The 21,429-nt window shown below is 58.9% G+C and carries 18 protein-coding genes and 1 pseudogene; 10 read left to right on the top strand and 9 right to left on the bottom strand.

Features of this window, described 5'->3' with window-relative positions; all coding sequences use genetic code 11:
* Nucleotides 1–2 precede the first annotated feature (2 nt).
* The 7 genes from O3S81_RS15540 to tssI form a co-directional block, all read right to left on the bottom strand.
* On the bottom strand, nucleotides 3–1,124 hold the full coding sequence (locus tag O3S81_RS15540) for a DUF4150 domain-containing protein (protein ID WP_269344549.1): 1,122 nt from the start codon (nucleotides 1,122–1,124) through the stop codon (nucleotides 3–5).
* Nucleotides 1,121–2,188, bottom strand: a complete 1,068-nt coding sequence (locus O3S81_RS15535) for a hypothetical protein (RefSeq protein WP_269344547.1) — start codon at nucleotides 2,186–2,188, stop codon at nucleotides 1,121–1,123. The genes O3S81_RS15540 and O3S81_RS15535 overlap by 4 nt, the downstream gene beginning before the upstream one ends.
* On the bottom strand, nucleotides 2,185–3,210 hold the full coding sequence (locus tag O3S81_RS15530; RefSeq protein WP_269344545.1) for a DUF2169 family type VI secretion system accessory protein: 1,026 nt from the start codon (nucleotides 3,208–3,210) through the stop codon (nucleotides 2,185–2,187). The genes O3S81_RS15535 and O3S81_RS15530 overlap by 4 nt, the downstream gene beginning before the upstream one ends.
* 5 nt (nucleotides 3,211–3,215) lie before the next feature.
* Nucleotides 3,216–3,464 (bottom strand): hypothetical protein, encoded by a 249-nt coding sequence (locus O3S81_RS15525; protein WP_269344543.1) that lies wholly within the window; start codon nucleotides 3,462–3,464, stop codon nucleotides 3,216–3,218.
* A 78-nt stretch (nucleotides 3,465–3,542) separates the two neighbouring features.
* Nucleotides 3,543–4,706 carry a hypothetical protein gene (locus O3S81_RS15520; protein ID WP_269344542.1) on the bottom strand — a complete coding sequence of 388 codons (1,164 nt, stop codon included), beginning with the start codon at nucleotides 4,704–4,706 and terminating at the stop codon, nucleotides 3,543–3,545.
* Between the two features lie 16 nt (nucleotides 4,707–4,722).
* Nucleotides 4,723–5,868 carry a hypothetical protein gene (locus tag O3S81_RS15515; RefSeq protein WP_269344540.1) on the bottom strand — a complete coding sequence of 382 codons (1,146 nt, stop codon included), beginning with the start codon at nucleotides 5,866–5,868 and terminating at the stop codon, nucleotides 4,723–4,725.
* Between the two features lie 9 nt (nucleotides 5,869–5,877).
* Nucleotides 5,878–7,989: a type VI secretion system tip protein TssI/VgrG gene (gene tssI, locus O3S81_RS15510; protein WP_269344538.1), complete on the bottom strand. Its 2,112-nt coding sequence runs from the start codon at nucleotides 7,987–7,989 to the stop codon at nucleotides 5,878–5,880.
* A gap of 156 nt (nucleotides 7,990–8,145) precedes the next feature.
* Here tssI and O3S81_RS15505 point away from each other — a divergent pair, with 156 nt between their 5' ends.
* Complete coding sequence (locus tag O3S81_RS15505; RefSeq protein ID WP_269344536.1) at nucleotides 8,146–9,060, top strand: hypothetical protein; 915 nt, start codon at nucleotides 8,146–8,148, stop codon at nucleotides 9,058–9,060.
* Between the two features lie 10 nt (nucleotides 9,061–9,070).
* Here O3S81_RS15505 and O3S81_RS15500 read toward each other — a convergent pair.
* Nucleotides 9,071–9,192 (bottom strand): annotated as a pseudogene (locus O3S81_RS15500) (DUF4172 domain-containing protein); the annotation flags it as partial.
* Nucleotides 9,193–9,470: 278 nt separating this feature from the next.
* Between O3S81_RS15500 and O3S81_RS15495 the strand changes: the two are divergent.
* From O3S81_RS15495 to O3S81_RS15455, 9 genes are all read left to right on the top strand, one after another.
* Nucleotides 9,471–10,529: a LacI family DNA-binding transcriptional regulator gene (locus O3S81_RS15495; RefSeq protein WP_269344534.1), complete on the top strand. Its 1,059-nt coding sequence runs from the start codon at nucleotides 9,471–9,473 to the stop codon at nucleotides 10,527–10,529.
* 1 nt (nucleotide 10,530) lies between these two features.
* A complete protein-coding gene (locus O3S81_RS15490; protein WP_269344532.1) occupies nucleotides 10,531–12,141 on the top strand; it encodes an FAD-dependent oxidoreductase in 1,611 nt (536 codons plus the stop codon).
* A gap of 29 nt (nucleotides 12,142–12,170) precedes the next feature.
* Nucleotides 12,171–13,430 (top strand): ABC transporter substrate-binding protein, encoded by a 1,260-nt coding sequence (locus O3S81_RS15485; protein WP_269344530.1) that lies wholly within the window; start codon nucleotides 12,171–12,173, stop codon nucleotides 13,428–13,430.
* Nucleotides 13,431–13,485: 55 nt separating this feature from the next.
* A complete protein-coding gene (locus O3S81_RS15480; RefSeq protein ID WP_269344529.1) occupies nucleotides 13,486–14,412 on the top strand; it encodes a carbohydrate ABC transporter permease in 927 nt (308 codons plus the stop codon).
* Nucleotides 14,402–15,244: a carbohydrate ABC transporter permease gene (locus tag O3S81_RS15475; RefSeq protein WP_080813145.1), complete on the top strand. Its 843-nt coding sequence runs from the start codon at nucleotides 14,402–14,404 to the stop codon at nucleotides 15,242–15,244. The genes O3S81_RS15480 and O3S81_RS15475 overlap by 11 nt, the downstream gene beginning before the upstream one ends.
* Before the next feature lie 15 nt (nucleotides 15,245–15,259).
* The gene (locus O3S81_RS15470) at nucleotides 15,260–16,303 is read left to right on the top strand and encodes an ABC transporter ATP-binding protein (protein ID WP_269344526.1); all 1,044 of its coding nucleotides are present in this window, start codon (nucleotides 15,260–15,262) and stop codon (nucleotides 16,301–16,303) included.
* Nucleotides 16,304–16,501: 198 nt separating this feature from the next.
* Nucleotides 16,502–17,044 (top strand): hypothetical protein, encoded by a 543-nt coding sequence (locus O3S81_RS15465; protein ID WP_269344524.1) that lies wholly within the window; start codon nucleotides 16,502–16,504, stop codon nucleotides 17,042–17,044.
* Nucleotides 17,041–17,829: a hypothetical protein gene (locus O3S81_RS15460; RefSeq protein WP_269344523.1), complete on the top strand. Its 789-nt coding sequence runs from the start codon at nucleotides 17,041–17,043 to the stop codon at nucleotides 17,827–17,829. The genes O3S81_RS15465 and O3S81_RS15460 overlap by 4 nt, the downstream gene beginning before the upstream one ends.
* Before the next feature lie 197 nt (nucleotides 17,830–18,026).
* Nucleotides 18,027–19,529, top strand: a complete 1,503-nt coding sequence (locus O3S81_RS15455) for a SecDF P1 head subdomain-containing protein (RefSeq protein ID WP_269344520.1) — start codon at nucleotides 18,027–18,029, stop codon at nucleotides 19,527–19,529.
* Nucleotides 19,530–19,640: 111 nt separating this feature from the next.
* Here the strand turns inward: O3S81_RS15455 and O3S81_RS15450 are convergent, their stop codons facing one another.
* On the bottom strand, nucleotides 19,641–21,395 hold the full coding sequence (locus O3S81_RS15450) for a M48 family metalloprotease (RefSeq protein WP_269344518.1): 1,755 nt from the start codon (nucleotides 21,393–21,395) through the stop codon (nucleotides 19,641–19,643).
* Nucleotides 21,396–21,429: the final 34 nt, after the last annotated feature.

The following is a 21,429-nucleotide window of genomic DNA, read 5'->3' as shown; positions in this document are numbered from 1 at the left end:
TCCTACTTGATCGGTATCGGGCGGCCGGGGAACCGACGACCGGGCAAGGGCAACCAGATCGGATTCTCCAGACCTTTCTGGAGTTCGCGCCACCGTCTCTCAGCTTCCCACTGCCGCTCCTGTTCGCGCTGCCTTACCGCTTCCTCACAGTTGTCACACTCATCCAGCACCACGAACTCACTATATTCAGCACCGTGCCGGTCAGCGATATCTTCATATGCCCTGGCCTTCGCCGCATCATTCGGAAACTTGTCTCCCGGAAATTTCATGTCGTACATATGGGTCATCTGGCCGTTCTCGACTTTCACCACGTCGAGCCAGCGGGAGCCACGCACGTTGAACCATCGCGTACCGCCCCAGGGCGCCCGGCGGGGAACCTTGGGAATGTCGTGTTCCTCTCCCTGCAGGATGACATTGCCGGGCGGTTTGTCCGGGAATGTGTTGTTCGGATTGTTCGGGTCCCAGAAGCCAAGTTCGGAAATATAGCCGTAATTGGTGCGCGGATCGCCGACCGGCATGCTGCTGCCAAGGACCGTGTTCGGATATTGCGCCTGGATCGTCGCATCGACACAGCGCTGGTAGCGGCCCGGGCTCGCCTCGTCGTCGCGCGGCAAAACCTGATCCATCCATTCAAGCCCCTCGGTAACGCTGTTTCTCGGACGATGCAGCGCATAACAGCGGCAGCCCACCTCGCAGAGATAACGTTCGGGATCGCCTTCGGGCAGATCGGTCTTGTAGCCGCCGACCGATACGGTGTTGCCCTTGTTAAGCAGCATCTTGTCGGTAAGGCGCGTCACCGCGCGGCCTTGCATGAATACGTTGGGAGACCAGGACAGGAAAGTGGCCTCATGCAGATGCGTGCCGGATTTGACCCCTCCGGACGAACCGGGCTCGTCACCGATCGATTTGGCGAACCGGGAGCCGCGCACGCCATTCATCGCCCCGCCATGCGAAAACACCGTGGTGGTGCCATCGGCGAGGTCGCGGGCGAATGCGGTATTCGTATACGGCACGGGCACAGGCTTGGGCGGGGTCAGGCATACATCCGGCAGCGTCGAGCGGACATAGCCATTCGAGTTTTTATGGCAGAGTGTAATCCCGTTGATGCGGATTGTTTCCTTCATGCGTCTATCCTGCCGGTTTCCATGTCGCGCTGGACGCTTTCCACGATTGTCGCCGCTCTCAACCCGTCACGGGAACTGGCGGACAGCAGGCTGTAGAGAAATTCCACGCCCCCCGGCTCCGCCTTTTCTACGCGCGATCCGGGCGCCGGCCCAAGCGCAAGCGCCGCCATCACAAGCCCGCTCGCGGCCCCAAGGTCACCCAGCTGAAGCGCCGGGATTTCCGCCCTGTCGGACAGGTCGGCCATTTGCGCGGCATTGGTTGTGATCGCATATCCAAATTCCTCGGCGCGGACGCGATCACCATTGAGATCGACAATGAAGCGATCCGGAGAAAAGCCGCCTTCGAGGAGGGCCCCATAACAGCTCGCAAGGGCGCGGCCCATCAATCCGCGCTCGGGATCAACAGGGCTTTCAGGCTCTTCCATGATAGAAAGGCGCGCAATCCGGCCGAGCCGCGTATTGTCTTCCGGCCCAAGCGCCAGCACAGCCGCAGCTTCACCGGGAACCATGCCGTAGGGGTTGTCCCGTGTCAGCAGTTCACCGTGATAGGCCAGACTGTCGAGCATGTCCGAGTGAATATAACTGTCGACAACCGCAACAAGGACAACTCTATCCGTTCTCCTCACGATTTCCGGACCATCCCGGCCAACAAGCTGCAGGCTTTCCGCCTGTCCGCCAAAGGAAACGGAGAGGCTCTTCACCTGCGTCAGAGGGGTTTGCTTAAGCCTGGCATCAAAGGCCTCGGCGACAACCCCGCCCTCCATCCAATAGGGCAGCAGCAGAAGCATCGCATAATCCGCGCTTTCCTGCCCCCGCTGCGCCAATTGCGCAAGGCAATCGGCAAGCGCGCAGGACAGTAATTTTCGCAGCCGCTCGACATAGTCCCGCTCTTCCGTCAACGGATAGACCGGCGCAAGGGTCGGTGGTCGCCCGTCCGCCATCACCAGGTTGCGGTCCTTCTCGGTAAACCGTTCGCCACGCGAATAGGCGGCAATTGCCGTTTCAAAATTTTTGCCCGCCGGACATGTCAGACCGGCCGCCAGAATTGAAACCGCCGCCCTCATGAGACGACCCCGGCCATTTGCCTCAATCGAAGGAAAGAGACTTCAACGTCCTGATCGCGCCCGCCACAGGGCACATGGGCGTTCCATACCAGATCCACGAGACGCTCATCGCCAGTGATTTCCACCTGAACGAGCCTGAACCTGTGCGTCAGCGTCTTGCCGGCGATCCGAGTGTCCGCTTCGAGGATACATTGCGGCAGGCGAAATGCGTAACCGCCTTCCGGATGAAGCCCTTCCAGTCGCACGGGTTCGCCACCACGCAACTCGCCGGGATAGATTTGATCGACCGGCGCGGTCTGGTGGAAATTTTCCGAGAAATCGGAAGGCAAAAGCGGCGACCTGTGTTTCATCCACGCTTCATCATAGGTGCCGGCGTGGATACGCCGCGTTGCCCAGGCCGGCTGAATCGCGCCGAAGCCAACCGGCTGCGAAAGCGGACGGCCAGGATCGAAGACATCGGCGGGAGCCGCGATCTGCGGCATGGCCAGTTCCGCACCCTCCGGCGCGCGCTCAAAATAACGGGACCAACCCCGGCCAATTGGATTGGCTTCGCACTCGGCGCCATCGTCATCCGCAAAGAGATCGCTTCCGCCGAGCGAACGCGTCCATGACAGTTCGACGCGTGAAACCCGCTCTCTTTCAGCAGCCTCCCAGCCGCGCCTTTTTTTGATCATGCGCGCTTCGCCCGTGACGGCGGCCTGCTTGGTCATTGTACCAACAGCAACGGTGACATCGATACGGTCCAAAGGCTTTTCGTCCAGTGCCACAGCCGAGCCATGGAGAAGAATATCTGCGGCGGGCCTGAAAGGTGCGAAATCAGCATCCGCGAGGAGCTCATTTGCCTCGGCATCACGATAGGCCGGCGAGAGCCGGACAGGCTGCGGCTCAAGAAGATCAGTCATGCCGTCGGGACGCGCACGAAACCGCCCGCGCACGGCGACACACCAATATTCCTTTCCATCACGATCCCGAGTGAAATAACCGTCCGCGGAGAAAGGCGTGTTGTTGCTGACTGCCCACATGCCGGTCAGTTCAGGTCGATATAGGCAGCGTCCAGTGCGATATTCTGGCGAGCCGTCTGGATGATTTTCTTGCCTTCCACTCTGACGACTCCATCAGCACCCAGCACGATGCGGGCTTCGCCATTACGGATTGCCAACGCACCGGAACCGTCAAACTCGATCATTGCCGCAAGCTTCAGTAGCTTGCCCCAGGCGTCCTCCGATAACGGAAGAGCTTGTGCCAACAGCGCTTTACGATCAGGGATTTGATTCATACCTGCGAACTCCCTCTAAATTCACCCAGATGGAAGGCCGATCCCAAAATGAGCGGCACTTCCAGCGACCACAGATCTCTATTTCAGTTGTTTCACCAAACCTTCTTCGATGGTACGCGTAACGAAATCGGTATGGATCATTGTTGCAACGTCCTTCGGCGCAGCAGGAAACGCAGTAAGCGAAGCCACTGCGGTGACAACGCCTTTCCCGACACTCAATACGGTCCTGGCACGTATCTTCTGCTCGCTGCCCTGGAGAGTAACGATGTCGATGAAACCTTTATCCACGTCACCGACTTTTTCGCCGGGAACGAAACTGACGTCCTCGTCCAACTTGAAGCCCACGTCCGGCATGAGATTCTGCAGCTCTATTTCCACCACTTTGGCAGCGAGTTGACGCAACTGGTCGTCAGTTGGCGACACGTCCGACTTAGGTGTTGGAAAGACGAACAGGGATACGGCTGCGTTTCCGTCCGGATCATTGGAATTTGTGAATATCGCTCCCGTATAGGACGGATTGGGATCGCTGTTCTGTGTCAGTTTTTTCCATCCATCCGGCAGGCGCGCGGAGTAGACCGTGCCGCCGCTCGACGGCAATTTTTCCCAATGCATCGAGCCTTCAATGCTGTCAGCCGTTTCGTTGTCGAGCTTCAAAGCTCCGAAAAATTGCCCGATCTGGGGTTCGACGCGGGCGGCCTCCTCTTCTGCATAGCCGGCACGCACAATGAGCAGAGACTTGTCCTCGCGCCAAACCGCAACCCTCTCACGGCGGTTGAATCCATTATCCGGCCCGAGGGCAAACACATCGCCAGCATCGCGACCATGTTCCTTCATCGCGGCGACCGAAGGTGCCCATTCTTTCGCGAAGAGCCGGGCGTAATCGACCCCACGGGCAACCTTTTCCGGTTTGATCTCGGCGGTGATGATCTGGATTTCGAAATGATCGCGATTGGCGGGATCATAGCCGATCGTCTGCAGGGTAACATTGTCAAAGGTTTCGTACTTGTCCCATTCGGACAGTGCCCGCTGTTCCTTGAACCACATGAACTTGTCGATCTTGACCGAGTGAAAGTTAAGATCCTTGGCGTCTTGAAATGTATATGGCTCGGACGCCTTCGCTGTGGTGTCGAGGGTCAAACGGCTCGTATAATCTTCAGCCATAACATCCAATCCAATTGCGGTCGTCATTAAAACCATCGCCGAAAAAGACAGTCGGCGCAGCACCAAAAATAGAGGCTTCAACGTTCGGTTCTCCGTATCATTTTCCCCACCATCCCTTGACGAGGTCTGCCGCCTTATCAAGACCCGTCAGGCCGCCAGACACTTTCGCGCCGCCACCCACGCCCAAGCCAAGTTTTGCGCCGACTTCGGCGCGCGCCTTGCCCTTTTTCACGCCAGCTTCAGCAGATGCCTCAGCCTGAGCGCCAACAGCTCCCTGCAACTCACCGCCAACACAAACACCTATATCCCATTTGTCCTCGATGAGCTGGTTGTGCTCTTCGAACAACCAGTTCCACGCTTTGATGACAGGGTTGCCGACACGGCTTGGCGTCAGGCAGAGCTCTCCGTTGACCGATCCCTCGATGACGTTGGCCTTGGCGGCAAGTTTCAGTGTTCCCGTTACCTCTTCAGGGTTACCGACAAAGGCAACCTCGCCCTCAAGCTCTCCTTTCAGCACCGCACCTTTCGCGGCGCCGGAGATGACCTGGTCCTTGAGAACTTCGACCTTGCCCTGGGCGGCGGCGGCACTGGCTTTTGCGCTTAATTTGGCATCAACGCCGCCTTTGGTGACAGAAAAACCGGCCTTTCCATCACCTTCCAGTGCTCCGAGCTTGTATTCTCCTGAAGCCCAATCCTTTGCCGGGTCGCCAAAGCTGTCTCCGGCCAATTTTTTATCGGCTTTCCACCAGGTAAATTCGGCAACCTGGAAATTGCGTTCCTTCCATTTGCCGCGCCAGTCAGTGTCGTGGGCGGTCTTTCCGTCCGGATTGCGGCGTGTGTAGCCCGAAGCAAGATACTCTCTCACGCCTCGTTGATATTTCTTGCCGACGCCCGCATCCTTGTAGTCCTTGCTCAGCTCACCAAACTTCCAGGCGTTTTCCTTGGTCTCGTTTTCACGTTCTTTCTGGGGAAGGAGCTTGTTTGCGCTGGACGATCGTCCGAAAAGCACGGTCTCGTCCACAGCCGGTATATATTCGCACATTCCGCCGTTGGAATTGAACGACTGCTGGGGCGCATCTGCGCGATATGGCGGCGTGATCCGCGGAGATACCGGAAAAAACGGATGACGCTTGAATGTCGACAGGTCGGTTTTCAACATATCCAGAACATTGTCGTCGTCATATGCGGAAAACGGCACACCCAGCATGCGAGACGGCGGCAATCCTGATGGTTTCTCAGCCATGGCCTACACTCAGTTCTGTGTAATCTGGTCGGCTTGGAAATGAATATGCTTCCCTTGAATCACGATATGCCCCTCGCGCGACATCGTCAGCATCGAGTTCTCTCCCACCTTGATCGTCAATTGTTCGCCTACCCGGATGTTCATGATGCGCCCGATATCCGTATCGGAGCGCCCCCGGACGATGACACTGTGAGACTTACCCACCGTCGTTTGATAAGTGTGTCCAACGACCGTTGATTTCGCCCCGCCGACAACCTCCGAGGACCCGATACCGACGACCTGCGAGTGATTTTTCTCCACGAAAAGCTGGAAATTCCCTTTCGCGAAATTGAATGGGTCCGGGATCTTCATTTTGCCCAACGCAGCGCCAACCTTGTCGAAGACGAGCTTCGTCTTGTCCCTCAGAAGGTTTGACAAGGCATTTTCGCCTACCGCAATAGACATGTTGCCGGCGATAACCTCATCATGGTCGCCGCCAACTTCCGTCGATTTGTCGTTGGCCACGAGTTCCGATTTATCGTGTCCCACGCGCTTGGAATAATCGTTCAGAATTTCAAAATTCGTGTCCTTCTGAGCGTGGAGAAATACCTCCTCCTGCTCCGCTTCGTCCTCAAACCGCAATTCATTGAATCCGGACCCTTTGTGCGTATTGGTGCGGAACGTGCTGCGCGTCTTGTTCGCCGGCAGATCATAAGGAACGGTCTGCCGCGCATTCGGCACCACGCCGGTCACCAGCGGCCGGTCCGGGTCGCCATCGACAAAGGCAACCATGACCTCCATGCCGATACGCGGAATGATCTGGCCGCCCCAGGTGGAGCCCGCCCAGTTCTGCGCCACCCGCACCCAGCACGTATCCGTGCCATCCTTCTTCGCCTTGCGGTCCCAGGGGAACCACAGCTTGATGCGGCCATATTGATCCGGATGGATTTCTTCGCCTTCAGGGCCGGCGACGATCGCCACCTGCGTGCCTTCGATGCGCGGGCGTTTTGTTGACCGGTGCGGCGTCAGCGGCACGCGGGCCGGAATCGCCTCGAAGTGGTTGCGATATTCCGGCTCGTTGCTGTTTGTTTCATAGGACAGGTCAACGATGCTGTGGCTTGCCCTGATGATCACATGCTCCTCATAGGCATGTTCGGGATGGGCGACCTCGAAAGGCGTGAAGCGCCGGCCAGCCTCCAGAATACGCGCGGTCGACGAGCCGAACACCCGGTCGTGATCGGCTTCGATGGACTGGGTTCTGAGTTTCTGCGCCCGCTCCGCCTCTTCCACCGTCTTGATGCGGGCCGGATATTCGTAAAGTTCGCGTTTGGTCGCATCCGGCATCTGCACCAGCGATGGCGTCATCGTGCCCGGCACCATGCCCGGCGTTTCGAAATTCCAGTCCGCACCCGCCCGCTGGCCGGAGACGTAAGAAAAGCGCCGCGCCCAGTCATTGATATGGTTGCGATCCGACGAGCCCTGCGCCAGCCGCACCGTTCCCTCGCCCTGTGCGGCCGGTGATGGCCCGAGCCAGCCGCTGGCGCTATCGGCCACATGCAACTTGTGGGAGCCATCCTCATGGCTGAACCAGTAGAACAGCCCGTCCTCTTCGAAACGGCGGGTGAGAAAATCGAGATCGGTCTCGTTAAACTGCACGCTATAATGCTGCGCAGGCGGTGGCGAGATGATGCCGGATGTATCGGGTGCCGGAATGCCGTGTTCGGAAAACAGCGTCTCGACGATCTCGACCGCCGTCTTGTCCATCCAGATGCGGCAATCGGACCGGCGCGACAGCAGCCACATCTGCGGCCGGATGGTCAGCGCATAGGAGCGCATGCCACGGGTAATCGGCGGTCCCTCGTGCAGTTCCGTCACCAGGCCATTGAACGGGCGGCGAACACCGCCGCCATCGCCATCGCCCTGGCTGATCTCGACCGAAACATCGACCAGCCGCCCGATCAGTTCCTCGGGTTTGACCGCTTCCTTCTTGGCCCGCACCGTCAGGTGGATATCGAAGAGCTGCGACACGCCCTCCTCGACCGACAGGCGCTCCGGCAACAATTGATCTTCGCCCAAAGGCGACCTGACCTTGAGAACGCGGCTGGCCTGAACGAAATCGGAAACTGCGGGCTGGTCATTCATCGCGAACCTCGATAGCAGAGCCAAAAAATCAATCAGCTGTCAAAATCTCGACAGAATGCAATCAAACATTGTGGCGAAACCAAGGATTCACCACGAATTCTGCAACCTGGATATGCCAAAATTCCATCGATGAAATCTGACAGGCTGGGGTACGGAGTGACGATCGAAAAACAATCGAGGCAGACGAAACACGACGCCGATAATTACGGCCTGCGTCGGGAAGAGGCTGTCGGCGCTCGCCGTAGTGGCGGATGGTGGGTCAGTGTGAGGCGGCGTGGCCACAGGATTGTCAGGCTGTTCAAGGACAGCATCTACGGTTCGGGCCATGCCGCCTATTGTCAGGCACGCGCCTACCGCGACGCCATCATCCTTGCCATTCCGCCCGCCACCAACCTCGAGCAGGCCGTACTTGTGCGCACGAACAACCGAAGCGGCATCTCCGGCGTCAGGCGTGTCGAGACCGCCGACGGCGATGCCTGGCAGGCAACGCTGATGACCCGTGAGGGGCAGAAAAGAGAAAACTTCTCCATCGCCAAACTGGGCGAGGAAGCGGCAAAATCGATGGCAATCACACAACGCCGCAAATGGCTGAAGGCATTGCCCGTGACCCATCTCGCCTATGCCCATCACGCTGCAGAAGTGGCGCGCATGCAGTTTGGAGACGAGCTTGCGCCTGTAGACGATGTCATGCCGGAAGCGCATTACAGCGATGCGGATATTGAGGCACGCATCAGAGCCATCAACGATCGCTTTGATGCCGAACGGCCGAAGCGCCTGCGCGTTCGGGTCAAAAGCTACTCAACAGACAGGATATCCATTGCGGTTTCCGACGCGGGTAACCCCGCGCATAAAAAACTCAGGCATCTCAACAGGCGAGGCAAGACCCGGATCGACATCATCGACACGATCAAGGAGAGTGTACGGGAGAGCGTGACGGCAATTCATGACGAGAGCACCGCGTTCTGGTTCAGCTCCGAACACGCAAACAAACTACTCGACCTACAGACCTTCAATGTTGATGAAGGCTTTAACGTGCTCGTTTTTGTGCCAACGGAGTGGCGGGACAGATGACGAACGGGAGCGATGTGGCAGTGATCGAAATGTAGTTTTCCAAGCTGAGCCCACCCTTGAAGCCTGCGATACCCTCTCGAAATATACATTCGACATCTCCTGGCGCTCGTTAAACCGCCCACGAAATCGATCCGTTCAAGCGTTGTCTATTGGGCTTCCAGGGGAGGTCTTGACCGCCTCATCGCTCAATAATTCAATTCGGAGCTGACTGCTGTCATCATCGCTGAAATGCCGAACGACGTCTGAACGTTGTGAATCATGCCGCCAGCGAACTGCCTGCTGCAACATGCTCCGTGCCGGAACCTGACACATCATCGTGGAGCGACTCACTCTTGACATCCTCTCGTAAACTCTGTTTATACGTATAAGCAGCTAATACGAATTAGCAAACGCCGGGAGATGAGGTTTCGATGGTTAGGCGCTTGACGCAACGGGACATTGCGATCTTCGCGGGTGTCAGCCAGGCGACGGTTTCGCTCGTGCTCAACGAGGCGAAATCCGCTGAAGGCCGTATTCCGCCGGAAACGCGCGAGCGTGTGCTGAAGGCCATTCGGGATACCGGTTATGTGGCGGATCCCGTCGCACGCAGCATGGTCAAGGGGGCCAACCGCATTCTGGGCGTTTTCACCTATCAGCCGGCTTTTCCGATCGCGCAGGCCGATTTCTACACGCCTTTTCTGATGGGGATCGAGGAGGAAGCGGAGAGGTTGGGCTACGACCTTCTGCTGATGACGGCTGCGGCGCGCGACGATAACGGCCGCAAGCGCATCTTCGGGGAAACGGGTCGGCTTCGACTAGCCGACGGATGCCTCATTCTGGGCAGCCAGTTCGATCGCGATGAGCTGGCCCAGCTGGTTGCCGGTGACTATCCCTATGTCGCAGTCGGCCGTCGTGACGATGCTGGCGGGCCGGTGCGTTATGTTGGCGCGGATTATGTGACTGCCACGCATGCTCTTGTCCGAGAGGCGCTTGCCGCCGGCCATCGCCGTTTCGCCTTTATCGGCGCGACGGGTCCGGCGGAATCCATCAGCGATCGCTGGCGTGGTTTTCTGGCCGCGATCGAAGGTGCGGCCGAGCTGGTCTATTCCCATGAAAGCGAAAATGGCGATCCGGCAGAGCAACTGACCGCCGTTCGCGCCAGCGGAGCGAGCGTGGTTTTTTTTGCCGAGGTGGCCGAAGCGGTGGTCTTCGATAATCATGCTCGTGCGCAGGGGGTGAGCGTTCCCGGCGATCTTTCCATCGTGGTGCTGGGCAGCGGCACACGCACGCATACGCTCCGCTTGCAACGCGTCTTTACCTCCTATGCCATCCCCCGAGAAGAGATGGGCAGGCAGGCGACCTCCATGCTGGTCGAAACCCTCACCAGCCCCCCCGGCCCCGTACGGCAGATACTGCTGGGCTGCGACATCGTGGCGGGCGAAACGCTTGGCTCCCCAACTCAAGCCCCAACTCAAGGAAAGAGAACCTGACGTGAGAGAATACAATGCAGATATTCTTGTGGTTGGCGGCGGACTTGGCGGCGTGGCGGCGGCGCTTGGGGCCCTGCGCAACGGCCGCAGCGTTATCCTGACCGAAGCATTCGAGTGGATTGGCGGCCAGCTGACCAGCCAGGCCGTGCCGCCCGATGAGCACAGCTGGGTCGAACAGTTCGGGATCACGGCCAGCTATCGCGCCCTGCGCACGGGCGTGCGGCAATATTACCGCGACCACTATCCGCTGACGGACGCCGCCCGGGCGGATCTGACGCTCAACCCCGGCGACGGCAATGTATCTCGCCTGTGCCATGAACCACGGGTTTCGCTGGCGGTGATGGAGGCAATGCTTGCCCCTTACGCGGCCGGCGGCAAGCTGACCATCCTCAAGCCCTATGAGCCAATTGCGGCCGAGGTCGACGGCGACACCGTGCGGGCCGTAACGCTGCGCCATTGCAATACGGGCGATCTCATATCCTGTTCGGCCCGCTACATCATCGACGCCACCGAATTGGGCGATCTGCTGCCGCTGACCGCAACCGACTATGTCACTGGTTTCGAAGCCCAATCCGAAACCGGCGAACCGAGCGCGCCGGCGGAGGCGCAACCGGATAATCAGCAGGCCGTCTCGATCTGCTTCGCCGTCGATCAGGTTGACGGCAATCATGTCATCGACAAGCCCGCCCGGTATGACCACTGGCGTCAGGTTGCCCCCGAATTCTGGGGCGGCCCGCTATTGAGCTGGGACTCGCCCAATCCGCGGACGCTGGAGCGCAGCCGCCGCTTTTTCGATCCCAATCCGGTCGACAATGCAACACGCGACGTTGCCGACCAGCGCCACAGCGCCGGCGATATGAGTCTCTGGATATTCCGCCGCATTGCCGCCCGCCATACATTTCGGCCCGGCGCCTATGCCAGCGATATCTGCCTCGTGAACTGGCCGATGATCGATTATTTCGAGGCACCGATCATCGACGTCACTCCCGAACAATATGCCGAGCGGCTGGCCGATGCGGCAAGCCTCTCCTATTCCATGTTCTACTGGATGCAGACCGAGGCGCCTCGCCCGGATGGCGGTCAGGGTTTTCCGGGTCTGCGCCTGCGCGGCGATATTACCGGCACGGAGCATGGCCTGGCCATGGCACCCTATATCCGTGAAAGCCGTCGTATTCGCGCCCTGACCACTGTGGTCGAACAGGATCTGTCGCTTGCCGTGCGCGGCGATCGCGGCGCGGTGTATTACCGCGACAGCATCGGCGTCGGCATGTACCGTATCGATCTGCACCCCTCGACGGGCGGCGATAATTATATCGATGTCGGCGCCTGCCCTTTCGAAATTCCGCTGGGTGCCCTTATTCCCCGCCACAAAACGAACCTGCTGGCGGCATCCAAGAATATCGGCACGACGCATATCACCAATGGTTGTTACAGGCTGCATCCGGTCGAATGGAACATCGGCGAAGTGGCCGGCATGCTGGCCGCCTATTGCTTCGACAGGGGCGAGACCCCGCATGGCGTGCATGCCGATGAAAAGCGGCTGGCGGAGTTTCACACCCACATCGAACGCCAAGGGGTGGAGCGCCATTGGCCTGATATTCGCGGCTACTAGCCAAAACGTATAATCTGGGAGGATTATTCATGCGCAGGAGTATAGTCAAAATTGCAGTGACCGGTTTTCTGGTCACATCCGGGCTGGTTTCTCCGGCTTTGTCGCAGGAATTGCGAATGGCCATCTGGAGCGCCAACGAAGCCCATCTCGCCCTCTTCAACGAGATCGCCGGTGAATTTGAAGCCAACCATCCCGGTGTCAAGATCACCTATGATTCGCTTGCCTACGAAGGTTATGCCACCACCCTGACCACCCAGATTGCCGGCGGCAATCCGCCCGATCTGGCCTGGCTGTTCGACACGACAGCCCCTGACTTCATGGCGGCCGGGGCGCTTTATCCCCTCACCGAAACCTTTGCCAATACGCAAGGTTACGACATGGGCGACTTCCCCCCGGCAACACTCACCGCCTGGTCGTATGAAGGGGTACAATATCTCTATCCCTTCTCGACATCGCCCTTCGGCGTTTTCGTCAACAACGACATGATCCGGGCGGCAGGTGCCAAGACACCCGCCGAGATGATCGCTGCCGGCGAATGGAACTGGGACAACGCCATTGCGACGGCCGCGAAAGTCGCCGCCACCGGCAAACAGGGAGTGATCATTCGTGATTTCGAATACAAGGCCTGGGAGAACCTTGCCGAAGTCTATACCGGCTGGAACGCCTATCCCTGGTCGAAAGACACGAAGTCCTGCGCTTTTGCCAGTCCGGAGATGGTTGAGGCCATGCGCTTCATCCACGATGCGATCTTCGTGAAAAAAGCCATGCCGGGCCCCGGTGTTTCTGCCGACTTTTTTGCCGGGGATGCGGCGATGACGACCACCCAGATCAGCCGCGCAGCGCTGCTGCCGAAAGGCGACAAGGCCTTCGACTGGGATCTCGTGCCGTTGCCTAAAGGACCTGCAGGTGACTATGCCGTAACAGGTCGGGCAGGCATTGGCGTCATGGCCAGCGGCAAAAACCCGAAGCTCGCGGCGGAATTCCTGGCGTTTTTCTCCTCCAAGCCTAATGTAGCCAAGCTCGCGCGGTTTTTCCCGCCGGCACGGCAGAGCTTGCTTACCGCCGATGTCCTCGCGGCCGCCAACCCATTGCTGTCGCGCGAACAGATAGAGGCCGTGGTCATTCGCGGCGTCGCCACGGGCCAGTCGACGCAGCAGGTTCTCAATTTTGCCCGGCTGCAACAGACTGTTCGCGCTGGCCTCGACGGTCTCTGGCGCCCCGATGCCGATGTCGCGGCTGTCCTGCAAGCGCTTTGCGGCCGTCTCGATCCCTTGCTGGCGGCCAATTGACGCTTCCTAGTCACCCGATTTTCGGTGGATGCGAAAGGCAGAAGGAAGAAAAGCCATGACGCTTGCCCTCCAGACAGTGCAGACACAGGCTAGGCGCGGCTTCTGGACCATGGCGCGCCGTGACGCCGCCACCGGTTATCTGTTCATAGCGCCGCAACTCATCGGCATCGTTGTCTTCGTGCTCGTGCCGCTGGTGCTGGTCTTCTGGTATTCACTGCATGAGTGGAACGTGCTCGCAGGATCTTTCCGGTTCACCGGCGTCGCCAATTACCAGAAGCTGCTCGGCGACCCGGCCATAGGCGAAGTGCTGGCCGTGACCGCCGTGTTCTCGGCCGGGCTTGCGCTCCTCAATATGAGCCTGGCGCTGGGGCTTGCGTTGCTGTTGAACCAGAAACTGGCCTTCATGACCGTGTTCCGCACGCTGTTCTTTTCACCGGTCGTGGTGTCGCTGGTCGCCTGGACAATCGTGTGGAGCTTCCTTCTGCAGAACAATGGCGGCATCAACGGCCTCCTGCAAATGATTGGCGTCGAAGGTCCCAACTGGCTGCGCCACCCAACAACCGCGATGATCTCGGTCATCGTGGTGCAGGCGCTCAAGAATCTCGGCCTCAACATGATCCTGTTTCTGGCCGCGCTGCAGGGCGTGCCCCGAGAACTGTTCGAAGCCGCGCGCGTCGATGGCGTGCCGCGCTTCAAGCAATTCTATCGCATCACCCTGCCGATGATCAGCCCCACGATCCTGCTCGCTTCCATCGTCACCATCGTCGGTGCGTTGCAGGTCTTTGCGCAGATCATGATCCTCACGCAGGGCGGACCGGGTTTTTCCACGACGGTTCTCGTTTATTACCTCTACCAGCAGGCCTTCCAGTTCTACCTCTTCGGTTACGGCTCGACACTCTCCATCATCCTGCTGGTCATTGTCGGCGCGCTCACCTTCATCCAATGGCACCTGCGCAGAAAGTTCGTATTCTATGAAAACTGAACTCAGCCCACGCGCGCAGACGCTGATCTATTTCATACTCTGCGTGCTGCTTGTCCCCTTCGTTTTTCCGACCTGGTGGATGGTCACGTCGTCGGTCAAACCCGTCAGCCAGATATTTGCCTTTCCGCCTGATATCTGGCCGCGCGCCTTTGATTTTTCGTCCTATTCCGACGTTTTCAGAATACAGCCCTTCGCGCTGCAGTACTGGAACTCCGCCTATATCGCCGCAATCGTCACCATCGGCACCATGGCAGTGGCGTCGATGGCCGGATATGCCTTTGCGCGCATCAGGTTCCCCTTCGCCAACGCCATATTCATGGTGGTGCTGGTGGGATTGCTCATCCCGTCCGAAGTGACGCTGGTTCCGCTGTTCCGGATGTTTCTCAAATGGGGCATGATCAACACGCACTGGCCGCTGATCCTGGTACCGATCTTCGGTGCGCCGGCGGTCTTTGCCACCTTCATCATGCGGCAGTTCTTCATCTCGCTGCCGGTGGAACTGGAGGAAGCCGCACGGGTCGATGGCCTCGGCCGGTTCAAGATATTCTGGACCATCGCCCTGCCGCTTGCCCGTCCGGCGCTGGCCGCCGTTGCGATCTTCACATTTCTCGGCAGCTGGAACCTCTATCTCGAACCCATCGTCTTTCTTTCCAGCCCGGACAAATTCACCCTGCCCCAGGCACTGACACAATTTACCGACGCCTATGGCGGGCCGATGTGGAACATCCAGCTTGCCGCTGCGACGATGACCGCCATTCCCGTCCTCATCGTCTTCATCGTTGCGCAGAAACAATTCGTCGAAGGCCTCGCCCATACCGGCCTTAAAGGCTAATCGAAAGGCTGACCCATGGCACCCGTTACCCTTAAATCCGTCAAGAAAAGCTATGGCGCACTCGCCACCATCCATGGTGTCGATATCGATATTGCCGATGGCGAATTCGTGGTCCTCGTCGGCCCTTCGGGCTGCGGCAAATCCACCTTGCTCCGGATGATCGCCGGCCTTGAAACCGTGACCGGCGGCGATATCTCGATCAGCAGCCGTGTCGTCAACGAGATCGAACCGAAAGACCGTGACATCGCGATGGTCTTCCAGAACTACGCGCTTTATCCGCATATGAGCGTGGCAAGAAACATGGCCTTTTCGCTCGAGCATCGCGGCGGCAGCAAAGCCGAGATCGCCGAGCGGGTGAGCTGGGCAGCTGACATATTGGGGCTGACGCCGTTACTTGAACGGTTCCCCCGCCAGCTTTCCGGCGGTCAGCGGCAGCGTGTCGCCATGGGCCGCGCGATCGTCCGCAATCCTCAGGTCTTTCTGTTCGACGAACCGCTCAGCAATCTCGATGCCAAGCTGCGCGTCGTGATGCGTGGTGAAATCAAGGGGCTGCACCAGCGCCTCGGCGTCACCACCGTTTACGTCACGCATGACCAGGTGGAAGCCATGACCATGGCCGACAAGATCGTGGTGATGAATGCCGGACGGGTCGAGCAATGCGGGGCGCCGCTCGAGCTTTATGACCGGCCGGCCAATCCGTTCGTCGCGGGTTTCATCGGCTCGCCGGCGATGAATTTCATCAAGGGACGACTTACCGCCGGTGGCTTCGAGGCTGACGGCGTCGTCCTGCCCCTCCCGCCCGGCCACGTCTCGGGTGACGCGATCTACGGCATCCGCCCGGAACATTTCGAACTGGCCGACCATGGCCTCCCCGCGACCGTTTTATTGGTGGAGCCGATGGGGTCGGAAACGCAGGTCACGATGATGCTCGGCCAACACCAGGTCATCGGTGTCTTCCGCGAGCGTGTGCAGGCGCAGCCGGGCGCGACCATACAGGTTCAGCCGGATCTGGCATCGATCCATTTGTTCGATGCCGCGACCAGTCAACGCCTCAACTAACGTTGATGAAACCGGGCGCCCCCCGCTGAAACGAAAGACGCCATCACAATTCGTCAACACGCGCCAAACAGGAAAATTTGCAACGTGCCCGTCTGAACCAAACACCATATCGCAATTACCCGCATGACATCCGATTACGCTATATTCAGCTAAGCCATTGCTATAGCTTGTTAACGGACCCCAATTGGAAAAATCGCCGTGACCTATGTTTCCAAAACGATGCGTAGCCAGCTATCCAGCCCGCACGCCATTTATCACTCTGTCGTCAAGCTCACGCTTTTGAGCATCCTGCTGCTGGGAACGTGCGGGGTCGCCCTTTATTTTGCCTATCGGATTTTCAGCAAGGCACCGGCCGGTGCACCGCTCGACAGACCGGTATGGCTGCTTCTCATCGCAGCAGGAGCCGGCTTCCTGTTCTTCTGCCTGCGTGCGCTGCCGAAATGGCTCACGCTCGGTGCGCCCGTTCTGATGATTTCGCAGGAAGGTCTGACGTTTCGCGGTAAACCGCTGATGCGCTGGCATGACATCATCGAAAACGAATGGGTGAGCCTTGGCAGCTTTGGTCTCACCACGGGGGCAGCGCTGCATGTCCGCACCTTGGACAGGAAGATCAAGCGCGAGGCCATCACCTTCAATTGCTCCGCGAGGGAATATATGCGCCTTTGCGAGCTTTATGAGCAGAGCAGCGGGCAACACTCCGACGATGGCCCTGCCGCTCACGGCGGTGCCCGACACCCATGACATCCATCCTCGGTGAGCGCTCCATCGGCATAAAGAGAGGCTACGATGCCTTGGACCTCGAGGGCATCGACGAGATGCGTGTCTCTCGCCGGTTTCCAGTCGGCGCTTTCTTGTGGAGCCTCGGCGGCCTTCTGGTCGCCGGCTTTTTGGCGGCGGTTGTCGTAAATGCCAAACTGAATTCACCGCATCGCAACTTCCCGAACATGGGATACGCCTATTTTTTCGCCTTCGCGGCCCTGGCCGGCACCGTCTATTATCTGCCGACGCTCATGGCTTTCCTGTCGGCGCCGCGCCCCTTTATCATTAGCCGCGATAGCTTCCGTTACGGTCGGCGGCAACTGAGGTTCGATCAGGTTCGTGGTCTGCAGAACGATGTCGGGAGGTCCTCCACCCGCCTCTTGCTGGATGAAGGCCCCTCGATCAGGCTTCGATGGCCGATCTGGCATGACAGCGCGCTATTTGTGGATCTGCTCGAACATCGCTGCCAATCCCATCTGTTATCGGCAGCAATCGCGCAGTTGCGGGCGGGCAAACGTGTTTCGTTCGGCGCAAAGCTGGCGCTCGACCAGAAGGCAGTGCACATCAAGGGTAAGGTTCTGCCGTTGGATTCCGTCACGGATTTCCATTTTACCAGTCAATCCGATCGCGGTGACGAGACATCGATGCTGAGGCTGCGAACCCTCAAGAGGGAATATCTGCTGGACGAGCGGCATATTACCAACGCCAAGGTGTTCGTCGGCGCGTTCAAGCATCTGTCGGAATTGGGAAATAGCCGATCGCCATGACACGCCATCGCAAACCGGGCTTGAAAGTGTACCGCCCGAACTGCAGCACCGCCTGAGTGCAATGATCGCGGAATCGCGACGCAGGACAGGATTCAATGATTAAAAATCACTGCTTATGGGAGCCGTGTAGCATTGAACCTGGGATAGACAGTACGAAATCGGCATGTCACCTGTTGGAAAAGCCGTAACCGGAGGGCATGCAAATTCGCAAGAACGCAACGCGCCGCAATATCGGTCTGGTCCCTCCCCTCTTTCTCGCTGCCGGGCTGATATTCCAGGCAACGATAACAGTCGGCCTCGCACAGGCGGCAGAGAACGTGACCGTTCCGCCTTATGCGCCTGCCGTCGGGACTGAGCGTCATTATCGCGTTCAAAAGACGACCGAGACCGACATGTCGCTTTGGCTCGACAAGCCGGAAGCATCCTCCGTTGTCTTGCGTGGCGATTTCCGTCAATCGGCAACCGTGCTATCGCGGGACGACGAGGGCATGCGGGTGCAATGGAGGCTTTCCGCCGATCTCCCACCGGATGTGGCGGATGCTGCGGATTCTTATCCGATGAACGCCATGTTTCGCAATTCACTCGCCGCCTACGGCGTTCAACAATTGGAATTCGAGGCCGATCCGAGCGGTACTCCGACGGCGCTGATCGGCGCGGATCAGATCGTCGCCAATATGGAAAGACTGCTGTCCAGCTCCGCACCAGATAGCACAGCCTCTCGCATGCTCCAGACCGTCAAAAATAGCCCTCTCACGATTATCGACGTTCTTGCGCCTGAAATCATGACCCTGGGGCTTGGACAGTCTTCTGAAGCTTTCACGGCCGATATCGGACAGGAGTGGACGGTTGCAGGCAATGAAGAGCTGAAAGGCATGCTCGTCCCGACAAGCACCGTGTGGAAACTCGAAGCTGCCGACAAAACGAGGCAAACGGCCACTTTCATCGCTAAGGTCACCTACGATCCGGTTACCCTGCTGCAATCGCAGCAAGCGTCGATCGATGGCATCATTGCAAGTTTCGGAGACCGGGCGAAGCAACTGACTGACGCCCAGCTGGCGCAGGTCAGAAGCGCCGCGAAGTCACGGACGGTGACCTATGTCAATTCGACACGCGACGGCTCGACACTCGAAGTGCTGGAAAACACGGTCGCAAGTGTCGGCGGCATGACCGTCACCGTGGCTGTGCACATATGGCAGGAGGATCAGCCACCGGTCCTGCCCGCGCCGCATGCATGGAACGCCAACGCCCTGTCTGGCCAGCTCGTTGAACCCTTGCCCAAAAACAATGCGCAAACTTCGATCGATCTGGATCAGTACCGCCCGAAGACCGATGCCGATACGCCTCCCTCGCCCAACCAGACCGATGGCGGCAAAACCTCTATCGACGGCGCCGGAGACATTGCACCCGTTTCGCTCAAGGTCGCAAGGGCGAAAGCCTCGGTCGATCCCGCTGCCGGGCCTAGGGTGGAAATTGCGTTGACACGGGAAAGCACAAAGGCTTTCGAGAATTTCACGCATGCAGCTCTCGGGCAAAAAATCCAGCTGCTGGTTGATGGAGAAGTCATCTTCGAGCCGGTGGTGAGAGAGCCAATTATGGGCGGCGTAGTCCCCATCGGTGGTATTGATTCAGCGCAAGCTCTGGCCATCGAGCGACAGTTATCGTCTTCTGGGGCCGCGATCATTGTGCGGTTGGCACCGTGAGCACGTCGCGTTGATTGACGCCGGAACTGGGCTCGAAGCGCCAGTGCAGGAGTAATTGAGGCATATTACAGGTGCTGAAATTTCCCGCCTGAATGTCCCTTTCACCGTCTTTCAAGGCTTGTCAGTGATTTGCGTCACCACAAGGCCGGCCCGCGCGATCAAACTGTCGGGTGTGCAATGGACCGGAATTTGTTCCGATGGTCCGATAAATTTGACTTCGTGGTCAATATGTAGCCGTGGTGACAAGCGCTCGATCAACCGTTCGCATGCGGAAGCATTATAGTCCCTCTCGCCCGTCAGCCTGCCGACGAGGCGCATGAACCAACCGTCATAGGCCTCAACATACAAAAACCATCGGGTCGGCTTTTGGCTGCTCGGCGGCGTGTCGCGGCAAAGCCAGATGGCGCGCGCATGCTGATGGAGCGGCTGGAGCTTGCTCTGCAGCAATGCGAGTTCGGACGCCTCCATTCCGTGTGGAAAAAGGCCGGCTGCCGCGGTTTGCCTCACCTCCTCGCTTGCCCACAATCGGTCTGCAATGTGCCGGTGATCTTCTGCCGCTGCCTTGTCCCCCTGCCGCAGATAAAGTTCACAAAGACGGCGATGAGCCCGGACCTGGAAAGAAGAAGAGGGCTGGCCGATGCGATGCCACAGCGCAATCGCCTCATGGCTGTCGCCGGCCTGCTCCAGATCATCAGCTTTTAGCTGCAAAAGCGCCTGGTCTTCGGGAAAGTGTTGCAATCCCTCTGTAATCGCTTCAGCGCGAAGCACCCCTGTCTGATCGAACTTCTTCGCCAGTAACGCCAGTTGCAGCCAGTCCTGCTCGTCAAATAGCTGCTGCCTGCGACGGTGTAGCAGGGTTTTAAATTCGTCATGCCGGTTCACCTGCCAGCGCTTTGCATTTCGCCAGTCCTGCATGGCATTCTCGCGCCAGCTCTCATCGAGTTGTGTGGCCAGGGCGGGCGCCTCCTTCCCCAGCCAGTTTGCGGCAGCCGACGCCTGATCAAGTCGCCAGGGCAGGCGATCGGGAAGCGGACCGGAGGGATCGAAACCGGTCGTCTCGACACGTTCGAAAAGGGATGGATGTGTGCTGCCGGGGTCCGGCTTTTCGCAGAGGCTCTCGTGCAGCCAGACGGCCGCCTGCGCACCATCGCGCGGATGGCTTGTCGCGGGCTCGGCAAGTAGCGCCGTAAACGGCCTGGCGGAGCCAATATCCGCTTCTCCCGCACACTCGAATATACCCGGCCAGAAGCCGTCAGTCATTGCTCTCTGCCGCAGAGCCAGGGCGAGTTCCGCCTTCAGGGCAAGTTCCGAACCGCATATCTCGACTGCCTGCGCATCGGCGACCTTCTCACAACGGCGGGAGAATTCGAGCGTCTCGCGCATCATGCGCGGCACGTACCAGGACAAAAACAGCCGCAGCGGCGCGGTAATCAGCCGATGGTTGCGCTCATGCAGTTCGCCCAGCCTCGCCCAGCGCTGCCGCGCCATATAGGCCCAACGGGCGAAATGGCCGTGCAACCGGGAAATATGCGCATATTCATGAACAAGCACAGCTTCAGCCTGGGCCTTCGTCAGCAAGGCCAGAAGCGGCAGACCAAGCACGAGAATGTGCTTGCGCGAACCGGAGCGCGCTCCCCTCTGGTAAATGGACGCATTGAGCTCGGCGTTGACGCAAACCTCTGTAAAACCGGGCGCGTCGCAGGCAAGCCGCAACCGTTCGAGGTCGCGGACCAGAGCCGGAAACTTTTCGGGATCGAGCAATATTTCACCCGAGACCGGCGATGGTGGTGGCACGGCGCGGGCGCGCAGGACCATCAGCCCATAAAAGAACCACGACAGCGACGGCAGGGCGAAAATCGCCAGCAACAGCGGCGAACTCAGAAAAAAGATCAGCAGAAGT

Origin of the sequence: Agrobacterium sp. SOY23, assembly GCF_027212525.1 — a bacterium.
GTDB lineage: Bacteria > Pseudomonadota > Alphaproteobacteria > Rhizobiales > Rhizobiaceae > Agrobacterium > Agrobacterium tumefaciens_I.
This window is presented reverse-complemented; position numbering and strand designations above follow the sequence as displayed.

Excerpts from the sequence above, each read along its gene's own strand:
- O3S81_RS15540 (WP_269344549.1), bottom strand. The coding sequence starts at position 1,124 with ATGAAGGAAACAATCCGCATCAACGGGATTACACTCTGCCATAAAAAC.
- O3S81_RS15535 (WP_269344547.1), bottom strand. The coding sequence starts at position 2,188 with ATGAGGGCGGCGGTTTCAATTCTGGCGGCCGGTCTGACATGTCCGGCG.
- O3S81_RS15530 (WP_269344545.1), bottom strand. The coding sequence starts at position 3,210 with ATGTGGGCAGTCAGCAACAACACGCCTTTCTCCGCGGACGGTTATTTC.
- O3S81_RS15525 (WP_269344543.1), bottom strand. The coding sequence starts at position 3,464 with ATGAATCAAATCCCTGATCGTAAAGCGCTGTTGGCACAAGCTCTTCCG.
- O3S81_RS15515 (WP_269344540.1), bottom strand. The coding sequence starts at position 5,868 with ATGGCTGAGAAACCATCAGGATTGCCGCCGTCTCGCATGCTGGGTGTG.
- tssI (WP_269344538.1), bottom strand. The coding sequence starts at position 7,989 with ATGAATGACCAGCCCGCAGTTTCCGATTTCGTTCAGGCCAGCCGCGTT.
- O3S81_RS15495 (WP_269344534.1), top strand. The coding sequence starts at position 9,471 with ATGGTTAGGCGCTTGACGCAACGGGACATTGCGATCTTCGCGGGTGTC.
- O3S81_RS15485 (WP_269344530.1), top strand. The coding sequence starts at position 12,171 with ATGCGCAGGAGTATAGTCAAAATTGCAGTGACCGGTTTTCTGGTCACA.
- O3S81_RS15480 (WP_269344529.1), top strand. The coding sequence starts at position 13,486 with ATGACGCTTGCCCTCCAGACAGTGCAGACACAGGCTAGGCGCGGCTTC.
- O3S81_RS15475 (WP_080813145.1), top strand. The coding sequence starts at position 14,402 with ATGAAAACTGAACTCAGCCCACGCGCGCAGACGCTGATCTATTTCATA.
- O3S81_RS15470 (WP_269344526.1), top strand. The coding sequence starts at position 15,260 with ATGGCACCCGTTACCCTTAAATCCGTCAAGAAAAGCTATGGCGCACTC.
- O3S81_RS15460 (WP_269344523.1), top strand. The coding sequence starts at position 17,041 with ATGACATCCATCCTCGGTGAGCGCTCCATCGGCATAAAGAGAGGCTAC.
- O3S81_RS15455 (WP_269344520.1), top strand. The coding sequence starts at position 18,027 with ATGCAAATTCGCAAGAACGCAACGCGCCGCAATATCGGTCTGGTCCCT.